General features: G+C 70.1%; 9 protein-coding genes and 1 pseudogene. 6 read left to right on the forward strand and 4 right to left on the reverse strand.

Going from position 1 to position 12,835, the window contains the following annotated elements; all coding sequences use genetic code 11:
• Nucleotides 1-51: 51 nt before the first annotated feature.
• From F1D61_RS20740 to F1D61_RS20750, 3 genes are read right to left on the reverse strand one after another with little or no spacing between them, the layout of a single operon-like run.
• Entirely contained in the window at nucleotides 52-2,289 is a 2,238-nt protein-coding gene (locus F1D61_RS20740; protein ID WP_203153740.1) for a xanthine dehydrogenase family protein molybdopterin-binding subunit, read from the reverse strand.
• Between the two features lie 9 nt (nucleotides 2,290-2,298).
• A complete protein-coding gene (locus tag F1D61_RS20745) occupies nucleotides 2,299-3,312 on the reverse strand; it encodes an FAD binding domain-containing protein (protein ID WP_203153742.1) in 1,014 nt (337 codons plus the stop codon).
• Entirely contained in the window at nucleotides 3,309-3,830 is a 522-nt protein-coding gene (locus F1D61_RS20750; RefSeq protein WP_203153744.1) for a (2Fe-2S)-binding protein, read from the reverse strand. The genes F1D61_RS20745 and F1D61_RS20750 overlap by 4 nt, the downstream gene beginning before the upstream one ends.
• Nucleotides 3,831-4,143: 313 nt before the next feature.
• Between F1D61_RS20750 and F1D61_RS20755 the strand changes: the two are divergent.
• Together F1D61_RS20755 and F1D61_RS20760 are read left to right on the forward strand one after the other, a co-directional pair.
• A pseudogene (locus tag F1D61_RS20755) lies at nucleotides 4,144-5,525 on the forward strand (M20/M25/M40 family metallo-hydrolase).
• Between the two features lie 75 nt (nucleotides 5,526-5,600).
• Nucleotides 5,601-6,332 carry an aspartate/glutamate racemase family protein gene (locus F1D61_RS20760; protein WP_203153746.1) on the forward strand — a complete coding sequence of 244 codons (732 nt, stop codon included), beginning with the start codon at nucleotides 5,601-5,603 and terminating at the stop codon, nucleotides 6,330-6,332.
• 475 nt (nucleotides 6,333-6,807) lie between these two features.
• Here the strand turns inward: F1D61_RS20760 and F1D61_RS20765 are convergent, their stop codons facing one another.
• Nucleotides 6,808-6,987 carry a hypothetical protein gene (locus F1D61_RS20765; protein WP_203153748.1) on the reverse strand — a complete coding sequence of 60 codons (180 nt, stop codon included), beginning with the start codon at nucleotides 6,985-6,987 and terminating at the stop codon, nucleotides 6,808-6,810.
• 137 nt (nucleotides 6,988-7,124) lie between these two features.
• Between F1D61_RS20765 and F1D61_RS20770 the strand changes: the two genes are divergently transcribed.
• The 4 genes from F1D61_RS20770 (at nucleotide 7,125) to F1D61_RS20785 (ending at nucleotide 12,631) form a co-directional block, all read left to right on the forward strand.
• Nucleotides 7,125-7,817: a TetR/AcrR family transcriptional regulator gene (locus F1D61_RS20770; RefSeq protein WP_203153750.1), complete on the forward strand. Its 693-nt coding sequence runs from the start codon at nucleotides 7,125-7,127 to the stop codon at nucleotides 7,815-7,817.
• Entirely contained in the window at nucleotides 7,814-9,034 is a 1,221-nt protein-coding gene (locus tag F1D61_RS20775) for an efflux RND transporter periplasmic adaptor subunit (protein WP_203153752.1), read from the forward strand. The genes F1D61_RS20770 and F1D61_RS20775 overlap by 4 nt, the downstream gene beginning before the upstream one ends.
• A gap of 66 nt (nucleotides 9,035-9,100) precedes the next feature.
• The gene (locus F1D61_RS20780) at nucleotides 9,101-12,202 is read left to right on the forward strand and encodes an efflux RND transporter permease subunit (protein WP_203153754.1); all 3,102 of its coding nucleotides are present in this window, start codon (nucleotides 9,101-9,103) and stop codon (nucleotides 12,200-12,202) included.
• 225 nt (nucleotides 12,203-12,427) lie between these two features.
• Nucleotides 12,428-12,631, forward strand: coding sequence for a hypothetical protein (locus F1D61_RS20785; RefSeq protein ID WP_203153756.1), 204 nt, complete (start codon nucleotides 12,428-12,430; stop codon nucleotides 12,629-12,631).
• Nucleotides 12,632-12,835 lie beyond the last annotated feature (204 nt).

Genomic DNA, 12,835 nt, shown 5'->3' on the forward strand with positions numbered 1-12,835 from the left:
GGCGGGACCCGCGAAGGCCCCGCCCCATGCACCCCTGAAGCGTCAGATGGGTCAGCCGATGATCTTGTCGATGGTGATCGGCAGCTCGCGCACCCGCTTGCCGGTGGCGTGGAACACCGCGTTCGCCACCGCCGCCGCGGCTCCGACGATGCCGATCTCGCCGAGACCCTTGACGCCGAGCGGGCTGACCTTGTCGTCGTGCTCGTCGACGAAGATCACCTCGATGTCGTGGATGTCGGCGTTCACCGGCACGTGATACTCGCCGAGATTGTGGTTCATGATCCGGCCGAGGTTGTGGTCGAGCATCGACTCCTCTTCGAGCGCCGCGCCGATCCCCATCACCACCCCGCCGAGGATCTGGCTGCGGGCGGTCTTGAGGTTGAGGATCTTGCCGGCGGCGATGGCGCTGACGATGCGGGTCACCCGCACCACGCCGAGTTCCTCGTCGATCTTCACCTCGGCGAAGACCGCCGAGTGGGTGTAGGCCGAGAAGCGCATGTTGGTGAGCATGCTCGGCTTGACCGTCTCGGTCGCCTCGACCCGCTCGACGCCGCCGGCCCGCATCGCCTCGGCGATGGACACCTTTCGCGAGGCGTCGCCCTGGAGCCGGATCTCGCCGCCCGCGAAGGTGACATGGGCGAAATCCGCGTTGGCGAGGGGCGAGTCGGCCATGCCGCGGGCATAGCCGAACAGTTTCTCCGCCACCGTCCGGCAGGCCGCCTGCACCGCCGCCCCGGAAGAGGCCGCGGTCCAGGAACCGCCGGCGAGCGGCGCCTCGGGCAGGGCCGTGTCGCCGAGCCGGGTGGTGACGTGGTCGAGGTCGAGGCCGAGGGCGTCGGCGCCGATCTGGGCCAGGATCGTGTAGGTGCCGGTGCCGAGATCGGCGGTGGAGCAGGCAAGCTCCAGCTTGCCGTCGGGCGTGAGCGTGGCGCTCGCGCTCGACTGCATCATCATGGCTTCCCACACCCCGGTGGCCATGCCCCAGCCGACGAGCTCGCGCCCGTCGCGCATCGAGCGCGGCTCCGCCTTGCGCTTCGACCACCCGAACTTCTGCGCGCCCTGCTCGTAGGCGGCGCGCAGCGCCTTCGAGGTGAAGTCCTTGCCCTCGCCCTCGTCGCGCTCGGCATAGTTGCGCAGGCGCAAGTCTAGGGGGTCGACGCCGGTGGCGTAGGCGAGTTCGTCCATCGCCGATTCGAGCGCGAAGATGCCGGTGACGGCGCCCGGCGCCCGCATGTCGGAGGGCGTGTAGGTGTCGATCTTGGCGAGCTTGTAGTCGAGCGTGACGTTCGGGCAATGGTAGAGCAGGCCCGACCAGTTGACGACCGCCTCCTGGTAATCCTCGAAGGTCGAGGTGCCGGCCACCGCGTCGTGCGTGAGCGCCTGGAGCCGTCCATCGTTATCGGCGCCGAGCGCGACGGTCTGGTAGGTCTCGGGCCGGTAGCCGAAGGTGAACATCTGGTCGCGGGTCAGCACCACGCGGACCGAGCGCTTGAGGTCGAGGGCGGCCGAGACCGCGAGATAGAGCTGGTATTGCGGCCGCAAGCCCGAGCCGAACCCGCCGCCGACGTAAGGCGTGATGACCCGCACGTCGTCGGGCTTCAGGCTGAACACGCTGCAGACGTAGCCCTGCGTGTTGTTCACGCCCTGGATCTTGTCGTGGATGGTGAGCTTGCCCTCGCCCTCGTAGACCACCGTCGAGGCGTGCGGCTCCATCGGGTTGTGATGCTCGATCGCCTGCTTGTATTCCTGGCGAAGCTGGATCGGTGCCGCGTCGTAGGCTTGCGCCGCATCGCCGCGCGGATCCGGCGGCGGCTTGATGCCGGAGCGCTTCTTCGGTGGCACGTAGGCCGCGTCGCGGTTCTTCTCGAGGTCGGTGTTCGGGGCCTCTTCCGAATAGGTCACCTTGACGAGGCTGGCGCCGTGGCGGGCGAGCTCGAAGCTCTCAGCGACGACGAGGGCCACCGGCTGGCCGCCATAGACGATGTCGGGGCCGTTCAGCGCCCGGAACGGCGAGCCGGGCGGCGCGACCTGGTCACGGTAATTGTAGTCGAGCCAGGCGGTGCGCGGCTTGTTCTCGTGGGTGAACACCTTGATCACGCCGGGCACCGCCTCGGCGGCGGCGGTGTCGATCGCCGTGATGCGGCCCTTGGCGATGGCGCTCGACACGACCACGCCGTGGGCGAGGTCGGGCGCGGTGAACTCGGCGGCGTACTTGGCGGCGCCCGTCACCTTGGCGGGGCCGTCGAGCCGGCTCCGGGCGGTGCCGACATAGTGCGAGGGGGTGGCCATGGCGGTCCTCTAGGCGATGCGCTTGTCGGTCTGGGATTGCGGCGTGCCGGCGGCGGCCTGGGACAGGCCCCGCACGATGGCGCGCCGCGCCAGCTCGATCTTGAACGCGTTGTGGGAATAGGGCCGGGCCTCGGCCAGGATCACGTCCGCGGCCTCGCGGAACGTCGCCGGGGTCGCGGGCTTGCCGGCCAGGCGGGCTTCGGCTTCGGCGTTGCGCCAGGGCTTGTGGGCGACGCCGCCGAGCGCGAGGCGCGCGGTCTTGATCGTGTCGCCGTCCATCTCGAGCGCGGCGGCGACCGAGACCAGCGCGAAGGCATAGGACAGACGGTCGCGCAGCTTCAGGTAGGTGTAGTGCCTGGAAAAGTCCTCGTCCGGCAGGTCGACCGAGAGCACGATCTCGCCGTGGCGAAGCGTGGTGTCGCGCTGCGGCTCGTCACCGGGCAGGCGGTGGAACTCGGCGAAGGGGATGCCGCGGCGGCCGTCCGGTCCCTCGACCTGCACGGTCGCGTTGAGCGCCGCGAGCGCCACGCACATGTCGGACGGGTGAGTGGCGATACACTTATCCGACGCGCCGAGGATGGCGTGGATGCGGTTGACGCCGGTCATCGCCGGGCAGCCGCTGCCGGGCTCGCGCTTGTTGCAGGGCGTGCCCTCGTCGTAGAAATAATAGCAGCGGGTGCGCTGGAGCAGGTTGCCGCCGGTGGTGGCGGCGTTGCGCAGTTGCGGCGAGGCGCCGGCGAGCAGCGCGCTCGCCAGCAGCGGATAGCGCTCGTTGACCAGCGGGTCGTAGGCGACGGTGGCGTTCGGCACCAGGGCGCCGAGGCGCAATCCGCCGTCGTGCTGGACGATCTCGTCGAGGGGCAGGCGGGTGATGTCGACGAGCCGGCCGGGCCGCTCGACATTGTACTTCATCAGGTCGACGAGGTTGGTGCCCCCGGCGATGAAGCGCGCCGCCGGATCGGCGGCCAGCGCCTGCACGGCCTCCTGCACGGTGCCGGCGCGGGTATACTCGAACCGGTTCATTCCGCGGCCTCCCGGAACGACGACGTCTTGCTCTTCAGGACGTCCTCGACGGCGTCGACGATGTTGGAATAGGCGCCGCAGCGGCAGATGTTGCCGCTCATGTGCTCGCGGATTTCCTCCCGCGAGCGGGCCCGGCCCTCCTCGATCAGCGCCACCGCGGACATGATCTGGCCCGGGGTGCAGTAGCCGCACTGGAACGCGTCGTGCTCGACGAACGCCGCCTGGACCGGATGGAGGTTGCCCGACGACAGGCCCTCGATGGTGGTGACCGTGGAGCCATCCTTCTGCACCGCGAGCGCGAGGCAGGAATTGATGCGCTTGCCGTCGACGATGACGGTGCAGGCGCCGCACTGGCCGTGGTCGCAGCCCTTCTTGGTGCCGGTGAGGTCGAGTTCCTCGCGCAGGAGGTCGAGGAGCGTGGTCCAGGGCGCGACCTGGAGCTGCCGCTCCTGCCCGTTGACCGTCAGGGTGACCGGGATCGTGCCCGGTGGGGCGGAGGAGCCGCTTTCGCTCAGCATGGGCGTGGCCGTTTCTCGAAACTCGGGGAGCCCGGCGACGGCGCACGCCGAGACGGCGCGCAACTCTGCCCGGGCTGGCGTACCCGATAACCGTTCCAGGGTGCAGGCGTTCCCCAAGGTCGAACGCCGGGGGTTAGGTCGCGGAGATGACGCCCGTGACGGGCTTCCTCCTCCGCGGGACCGCGCATGAGCGTGGCCTGGCCCATGCGCCGGGAGCCGCGCCTTGCGGCTTCTGGCTGCCGGCCGGCTGGGCTAGTGATGACGCCGTGACGATCGGGCCCCCGGGGGCCCTCATGCAGACCGGAGACACCGCATGGCCGCGCTTGACCGGATCCTCGACGATATCGACCGCGACCTCGACAATTCCCTGGAGCGGCTGTTCGCCTTCCTGCGCATCCCATCGATCTCGACCGATCCGGCCTATGCCGCGGCGTGCCGGAAGGCGGCCGAATGGCTCGAAGGCGATCTCGCCGCCATGGGCTTCGAGGCGTCCTTGCGCGAGACCGGCGGCCACCCGGTGGTGCTTGCCCATTACGCCAAGCCCGGTGCCCCGCACGTGCTGTTCTACGGCCATTACGACGTGCAGCCGGTCGATCCCCTGGAGGAGTGGGAGACCCCGCCCTTCGAGCCGCGCATGGCGACGCTGCCGGACGGTCGCAAGGCCATCAGCGCCCGGGGCGCCTGCGACGACAAGGGCCAGGTGATGACCTTCGTCGAGGCCTGCCGCGCCTTCAAGGCGATCGACGGCGAGCTGCCGGTCGGCGTCACCCTGCTGATCGAGGGGGCGGAGGAGAACGGCTCGGAGTTTCTGCCCGAATGGGTCGCGGCGAACCGCGACGCGCTGAAGGCCGACGTGGCGCTGGTCTGCGACACCGGCATGTGGGACCGCGACACCCCGGCCATCACCTCGTCGCTGCGGGGGCTGGCCTATTTCGAGGTCACCGTGACGTGCGCCGACCGGGACCTGCATTCGGGCCTGTTCGGGGGGCGGCCGCCAACCCGATCCGGGTGCTCTCGCGCATCATCGCCGACCTGCACGACGACCAGGGCCGGGTGACCGTGCCGGGGTTCTACGACGGCGTCCACGAGACGCCCGAGGCGGTGCTGGAGCAGTGGCGGGGCCTGAACCTGACGCCCGAGAGCTTCCTCGGCACCGTCGGCCTGAATCGGCCGGCGGGCGAGCGCGACCGGATGCTGATCGAGCAGATCCAGTCCCGTCCGACCTGCGATGCCAACGGGATCATCGGCGGCTACACGGGTGAGGGCACCAAGACGGTGATCGCCGCGAAGGCCAGCGCCAAGATCTCGTTCCGTCTCGTCGGCGACCAGGACCCGGAGGCGCTCGACCGCAACTTCCGCGCCTTCGTCCAGGAGCGCATCCCGGCCGATTGCTCGGTCGACATCGTCACCCACAAGGGCTCGCGGGCGCTGGCCCTGCCCCACGGCATGCCGGCGTTGGAGGCCGCCAAGGGGGCGCTCGCCGAGGAATGGGGCCGGGCCCCGGTGACGATCGGCTCGGGCGGCTCGATCCCGATCGTCGGCGACTTCAAGCGCACGCTCGGCCTCGACACGCTGCTGGTCGGCTTCGGCCTCGACGACGACCGGGTCCATTCCCCGAACGAGAAGTACGACCTCCAGAGCTTCCACAAGGGCACGCGCTCCTGGGCGCGGATCCTGGCGGCTCTCGCCCGGTAGGACGGCGCGTGCCTGCCGCCGCGCGACCGGCGGCAGGCACGCGGCATGCATTGCCGATTGGAAAGGGGCCTCACGATGCAGCAGAAGGTCATCGGCCTGATCGGCGGGATGAGCTGGGAAAGTTCGGCCGAATACTATCGCCTCATCAACGAGACCGTGCGCGCCCGCCTCGGGGGGCTACGCTCGGCGCGCTGCCTCATGTGGTCGTTCGATTTCGGCGAGATCGAAGCCTTGCAGCAGGCCGGCCGCTGGGACGAGGCGACGGCTGCGCTGATCGATGCCGCCCGGCGGCTGGAGCGGGGTGGGGCCGATGTCGTGGTGATCTGCACCAACACCATGCACCGCATGGCCGACGAGGTGCAGGCGGCGATCGGCTTGCCCCTGTTGCACATCGCCGACCCGACGGCGGAACGGATCCGCGCCGCGGGCCTGTCCCGGGTGGGCCTGCTCGGCACCGCCTTCACCATGGAGCAGGACTTCTACAAGGGCCGGCTGGCCACGCGCTACGGCCTCGACGTGCTGGTGCCCGAGGCCGACGATCGGGCCGAGGTGCACCGGGTGATCTACGAGGAACTGGTCCAGGGCCGGGCGCTGCCGGCCTCGCGCGAGGCCTACCGGGCGGTCATCGCCCGGCTGGTCGCGCGGGGCGCGCAAGCCGTCATCCTCGGCTGCACCGAGATCATGCTGCTGGTGCGGCCGGAGGATAGCGCCGTGCCGCTCTTCGATACGACGACGCTCCATGCCGAGGCGGCGGTGGATTGGGCGCTTGAGCGGCCGGTTCGAACGGGCCGATCCGCCGACACCTGAAAACGAGCATGATCGATCATGCCCTCCTGCACCATCCTGAGGTGTGGCGATCGCAGATCGACCGACTTCGAAGGATGGCTCCGGCAGCGTCCGTGGTCACAGGATCTCCCCGACGAGGCTCGCATCGTCCACGCCCCGGGACGAGGTGAACGAGTACGGGGAATGTATCCGTCGAACGTCTTGGTGAGAAAAATCTCCGGTCGCCCGTCATCAGAATCGTGAGCCGGTCCCACGGCCCGGCCGTCGGGATATCGAGATCTCGCGACCTGGTCGGTACTCCTCCAGCTTGTGATCGGCAATCCGAGCCTTGCGCCGGGCCGGCGAGCATCGACCCCTCGCTGCGGCCTGACGATTTATTAACCATAAAGCGATAGAAGATTTACAATCGGTCAGATCCTGGCCCGCGGACGTGGCCCACGAAAAAGCCGGGGTGCGAACCCCGGCCAGCCGTCGTCGATCGCTTCTGGATGTTGGCTCAGCCGAGATTCAGCCGATCCACCTTGGTGCCCGCCCCGCGCAACGATTCCGGGATCGCCGAGAAATCGGCGTAGCCCGCCTCGCGGGCCATCGCGTCGAGGGCCTGCTGCTCGTTCGCGGCGCCGCCGGTCCAGAGAATGGCGCCGGTCGCGGTCTGCCTGACCTGGAAGATGGCCATGAACACTGTCCTCCTGCTGAAGACGAAGATCGTGACCCTCAACGCGCGCCGACCGGCGGAGGTTGCACGGGATCGAACGTTGCAGGAACACCCGAATCGGGTGTAGAGAATGAACGTTCATTCTCAGGGCCTCCCGCGTGCCGTCCCAGACCCATTCCGCTCCGGCGGGTCCCGCCCGCCTCGATTCGGCCGAGGAACGCCGCACCCGCATCCTCGATGCGGCGGAGGCCTGCTTCGTCCGTGACGGCTTCCATCGCGCCACGATGAACGACGTGGCGGCGGAAGCCGGCATGAGCCCCGGCAACCTCTACCGCTACTTCCCGTCGAAGGATGCGATCGTGGCCGGCCTCGCCGAGCGCGACCGCGCCGCGGTGGCCGAGGATTTCGGTGGCATCGAGGCCGCCCCCGACCTGATGCAGGCCTTCGCGGGCCTGGCGCGGCGTCACTTGGCGGAGGCCCCGGCCGAGAAGGCGGTGCTGTGCCTGGAGATGTGGGCCGAGGCGACCCGCAACCCGGCCATGGCGGCGATCTGCCGGGACTTCGAGCACGAGATCTCCGCGCGCCTCTCCGGCCTGTACCGCCGGGCGCAAGAGCGCCGCGACCGAGAGTGCCTCGAACCGTCGCCCCCCGGCGCCAACCCGGAGGCGCTGGCCCGCCTCGCCATGGTGATGGCCGACGGGATCATGGTCCGCCGCGCCCTCTCGCCCGATTTCGCCCCCGGCCCCGTCATCGACGCCATGCTGACCCTGATCGGCGCGGCGCTCGACGGCCGCTTCGACCCGACCGGCACCGCCTCGCCGGCGCCGCCCCATCCGGAACCCGCCCGATGATCCGCCCCCGTCGCCTCGCCGGCGTTCCGGCCGCCCTCCTGGTCGCCCTGGCCGTCGCGCCCGCTGGCGCCGCCGAGACCATGCCTTCCGCCGGCCCCGTCGTCACCGCCGCGCCCGCGCCCGCCGTCACCGTGGCGGTGGCCACCGAGCGCGAGATCGTCGAGCGCGCCGTCGTCACCGGCACCCTGGTGCCGCGCGACGAGATCCTGGTCTCGCCGGAGATCGAGGGCAGCCGCGTCACCGAGCTGCTGGCGGAGGAGGGCGACCGGGTCGCCAAGGGTGCGGTCCTGGCGCGGCTCTCGCGCGAGATGATCGACACCCAGCTCGCCCAGAACGCCGCCGCCATCGCCCGGGCGGAGGGCGCGGTCGCCCAGGCGCGCAGCTCCATCGTGCAGGCCGAGGCCGCGCAGGTCGAGGCGAGCCTGTCGCTGGAGCGCGCGCAGTCGCTGGCGAAGACCGGCAACGCCACCGCGGCGGTGCTGGAGCAGCGCGAATCCGCCGCCAAGGGCGCGGAGGGCCGGCTGTCGGCCGCCCGCAATGGGCTCGCCATCGCCCAGGCCGACCTCGCCCAGGCGAAGGCGCAGCGCAGCGAACTCGACCTGAAGCTCGCCCGCACCGAGATCCGGGCGCCGGAGGGCGGCATCGTCAGCCGCCGTACCGCCCGGGTCGGCGCCACGGCGAGCGCCTCCGCCGAGCCGCTGTTCCGGCTGATCGCCCGCGGCGAGATCGAGCTGGAAGGCGAGGTGCCGGAGACCGGCCTCGCGCGCCTGCGCGCCGGGGCCCCGGCGAGCCTCGACCTCGACACCACGGACGGGCCGGTCGCGGTCCTGGGCCGGGTCCGCGTGGTCTATCCGGAGGTCGACCGGGCGACGCGCCTCGGCAAGGTCCGCATCAAGCTCGACGCCGATCCGCGCCTGCGCATCGGGGCCTTCGCCCGCGGCGCGGTCGAGGCGGCGCGGCGCACCGGCGTCGCGGTGCCGCTCGCCTCGGTAGTCTACGGCGCCTCGGGCCCGACCGTCCTGGTGGTCTCCGGCGAGCGGGTGGACCAGCGCCCGATCCGCACCGGCCTCTCGGCCGGCGGCTTCATCGAGATCCGCGACGGGGTCAAGGCCGGACAGGCCGTGGTGGCCCGGGCCGGCAGCTTCCTGCGCGACGGCGACCGGGTGCGGCCGATCTATCCGGCCCTGCCGGCGACCGCCGAGGCGGGGCGTCCCTGACGCCCCCACCCCGATTCTCGGCGTCCCCGACGCCTCCGCCATTTTTCTCCTGAACGGGTCCGCGCGATGCGCCTGAACGTTTCCGCCTGGGCGATCCGCAAGCCGATCCCCTCCATCGTGCTCTTCCTGGTGCTCGGGCTGCTCGGCCTCGTGAGCTTCCGCAGCCTGCCGATCACCCGCTTCCCCAACATCGACATCCCGATCGTCTCGGTGACGGTGACCCAGGCCGGCGCCGCGCCGAGCGAGTTGCAGACCCAGGTCACCAAGTGGGTCGAGGACGCGGTGGCGGGGGTGAAGGGCGTCAAGCACATCACCTCGGCGATCACCGAGGGCACCTCGGCCACCAGCATCGAGTTCCGGCTGGAGGTGAACACCGATCGCGCCGTCAACGACGTCAAGGACGCGATCGCCAAGATCCGGATGAACCTGCCCCGGACGATCGACGAGCCGATCATCTCCCGGGTCGAGATCGCCGGCCTGCCGATCATGGTCTACGGCGCCTCGGCCCCCGCGATGACGCCCGAGGACCTGTCCTGGTTCGTCGACGACGTGGTGGCGCGCCAGATCCAGGGCCTGCGCGGCGTCGGCGGCGTCGAGCGCCTGGGGGGCGTCGCCCGCGAGGTCCGGGTGACCCTGAAACCCGACCGGTTGCTGGCGCTCGGCATCACCGCGGCCGACGTGAACCGGCAGTTGCGCCTGACGTCGGCCGACATGGCCGGCGGCCGGGCCGAGGTCGGCGGCCAGGAGCAGTCGATCCGGACGCTCGCCGCCTCCTCGAGCCTCGACACCCTGGCGGCGACCTCGATCGTGCTGCCGGGCGGGCGCAAGGTCCGCCTCGACGACCTCGCCACCTTGAGCGACGGGGCCGAGGAGCCGCGCACCTTCGCGCGCCTCAACGGCGAGCCGGTCGTCGCCTTCGCGATCTCGCGGGCGAGCGGCGCCAGCGACGCCTCGGTCGGCGAGGTGGTGGCCAAGAAGATGGAGGAATTCGCCAGGACCTATCCCGACGTCCGCTTCGACCGGATCGATTCCTCGGTCACCAACACCATCGGCAACTACGAATCCGCCATGCACAGCCTGATGGAGGGCGCAGGCCTGGCGGTGCTGGTGGTGTTCCTGTTCCTGCGCGACTGGCGCGCGACGCTGATCGCCGCGGTGGCCCTGCCGCTCTCGGTCTTCCCGACCTTCTGGGCGATGAGCGCGATGGGCTTCTCGCTCAACGCGGTCAGCCTGCTTGCCATCACGCTGGTCACCGGCATCCTGGTCGACGACGCGATCGTGGAGATCGAGAACATCGTCCGCCACATGCGGCTCGGCAAGTCGCCCTACCGCGCGGCGATCGAGGGCGCCGACGAGATCGGGCTCGCCGTCATCGCCATCACCGCCACCCTGATCGCGATCTTCGCCCCCGTCTCCTTCATGGGCGGCATCGCCGGACAGTATTTCAAGCAGTTCGGCCTCACCATCGCGGCGGCCGTGTTCATGTCGCTGCTGGTGGCCCGGCTCATCACCCCGATGATGGCGGCCTATTTCCTGCGCGACCACGGCCACCACGAGGAGCGGGACGGCCCGGTGATGCGGGTCTACAACCGCGTCGTGGTGTGGTCGGTGCGGCACAAATACGTGACCCTGGTGGTCGGCCTCGCGCTGTTTGCCGCCTCCATCCTCTCCACCAGCCTCCTGCCCGCCGGCTTCCTGCCGAAGGAGGACGCCGCCCGCACCCTGATGGTGGTCGAGCTGCCCCCAGGCGCCCGGCTCGACGACACGATCGCCGTCACCGACCGGATCGCCCAGCGCATCCGCACCCTGCCGGAGGTCCGCTCGGTCTTCGTCGATGGCGGCCGCCAGCTGCCGGGCAAGAAGGAGGTGCGGCTCGCCACCTTCACCATCAACCTGACGCCGAAGAATGCCCGCGCCCGCAAGCAGGCCGACGTGGAAGCGGCGATCATGGACCTGATGCGCGACGAGGCGGACGTGCGCTACTGGTCCTTGCGCGAGGGCGGCCAGCGCGACTTCACGCTCATCGTCGCCGGCGGCGACACCGCCCAGGTGACCGAGGTGGCGGAGCGGATGCAGCGCGAGGTCGCGGCGCTGCCGAACCTCGTCAACGTGATGTCGACCGCGCCCCTCGACCGGACCGAGGTCCGCATTCGCCCCAAACCCGGCGTGGCCGCCGATCTCGGCGTCTCGACCGACACCATCGCCGAGACGGTGCGCGTCGGCACGATCGGCGACATCGGCCCGAACCTCGCCAAGTTCAACGCCACCGACCGGCAGATCCCGATCCGGGTGCAGTTGCCGACGACCCTGCGCGGCGACCTCCCGGCGCTCGAGAGCCTGAAGGTGCCGGCGAAGAACGGGGCCTCGGTGCCCCTGTCGGCGGTAGCCGATATCAGCCTCGGCCGCGGGCCCACCGCCATCGATCGCTACGACCGGGCGGTGCGCGTGGCGCTCGAGGCCAACATGCAGGGCTCGGACGCGCTCGGCGAGCAGATCAAGCTCGCGATGAACACCCCCACCGCCCGCAACCTGCCGCCCGGCATCACGCTCCGCCAGACCGGCGACGCCGAGGTGATGGGCGAGGTGTTCGAGGGCTTCGCGATGGCGATGGGCGCCGGCCTGATGATGGTGCTCGGCGTGCTGATCCTGCTGTTCGGCTCGTTCTTCCAGCCGCTCACCATCCTGTTCTCGCTGCCGCTCTCGATCGGCGGGGCGATTCTCGGCCTCCTGATCTTCAACCGGCCGATCTCGATGCCGGTGGTGATCGGCATCCTGATGCTGATGGGCGTGGTGACCAAGAACGCCATCATGCTGGTCGATTTCGCCGTCGAGGAGATGGCCCGCGGCGTCGACCGGGTCACGGCGATCACCCAGGCCGGCGCCAAGCGCGCCCGGCCGATCGTGATGACGACCATCGCCATGGCGGCCGGCATGGTGCCGAGCGCGATGGCCTTCGGCATCGGCGGCGAGTTCCGCTCGCCGATGGCGATCGCGGTGATCTCGGGCCTGATCGTCTCGACCCTGCTCTCCCTCGTCTTCGTGCCGGCGATCTTCCTGTTGATGGACGACCTGTCCCGCCTGACCGGCCGCCTGTTCGGGCGCTTCGTCGGCGCCGTGGACGAACCGCCGGGGCACGAGGCGGCCCGGAGGCCGGCACCGGCGGAGTAGGAGAGGGCGCTCCCGCCCGGCATCGTTCCGCGAGACGATGCCGGGCGTGAAAGATTACGAATAAGTCATCTTCGTCATTATGGCGCGATGCACAATTATACAGAGTGTTAGTGTCTTTCTCACCCTGCCGTTCGATCGATGCGCCGCAGCGAAAACGGAGTGTGGGCTGCGGAACCTGTCGGAATTGCTGCGAGTTGAACGGTCTCTCACCCAGAGGAAGAGGCCATGTCCAAGTCCGTGATCTCCGCCGCTCTGTGCGCGGCCTGCCTGCTGACCGTGACGCCGGTGCTCGCCGCCGGGAACACCATCCCGCAGGGCAAGCGGGACGAGATGTCTCAGAAATACACCGAGAGCCAGATCAAGCAGCAGCACAAGGAGACCAAGGAAGCCAATCACAACGTCGATCGGCTGATCTCCAACCGGAAATAGGCTCGCGGTCGGGGCGTCCGGCGCTTTGTCCGGATGTCGGGCCGGTGAGCGCGAGGGGAGGGCACGGGAAAGCCGGGCCTCTCCCGGATGCTCTTCCGTTCATCCGCCGGGCGGGTCCGAACCGGGCCCGCTCGCGACCTCAAGACGGTGTTATACCAATGGCCCAAGATGCTGACGCATCGGGCCATTGAGTCATCTCGAATT

The organism is Methylobacterium aquaticum (assembly GCF_016804325.1).
Classification (GTDB): Bacteria; Pseudomonadota; Alphaproteobacteria; order Rhizobiales; family Beijerinckiaceae; genus Methylobacterium; species Methylobacterium aquaticum_C.

Bases quoted from the DNA above. Each gene is read 5' to 3' on its own strand.
- F1D61_RS20740 (WP_203153740.1), bottom strand. From the start codon at position 2,289: ATGGCCACCCCCTCGCACTATGTCGGCACCGCCCGGAGCCGGCTCGAC.
- F1D61_RS20745 (WP_203153742.1), bottom strand. From the start codon at position 3,312: ATGAACCGGTTCGAGTATACCCGCGCCGGCACCGTGCAGGAGGCCGTG.
- F1D61_RS20750 (WP_203153744.1), bottom strand. From the start codon at position 3,830: ATGCTGAGCGAAAGCGGCTCCTCCGCCCCACCGGGCACGATCCCGGTC.
- F1D61_RS20760 (WP_203153746.1), top strand. From the start codon at position 5,601: ATGCAGCAGAAGGTCATCGGCCTGATCGGCGGGATGAGCTGGGAAAGT.
- F1D61_RS20765 (WP_203153748.1), bottom strand. From the start codon at position 6,987: ATGGCCATCTTCCAGGTCAGGCAGACCGCGACCGGCGCCATTCTCTGG.
- F1D61_RS20775 (WP_203153752.1), top strand. From the start codon at position 7,814: ATGATCCGCCCCCGTCGCCTCGCCGGCGTTCCGGCCGCCCTCCTGGTC.
- F1D61_RS20780 (WP_203153754.1), top strand. From the start codon at position 9,101: ATGCGCCTGAACGTTTCCGCCTGGGCGATCCGCAAGCCGATCCCCTCC.
- F1D61_RS20785 (WP_203153756.1), top strand. From the start codon at position 12,428: ATGTCCAAGTCCGTGATCTCCGCCGCTCTGTGCGCGGCCTGCCTGCTG.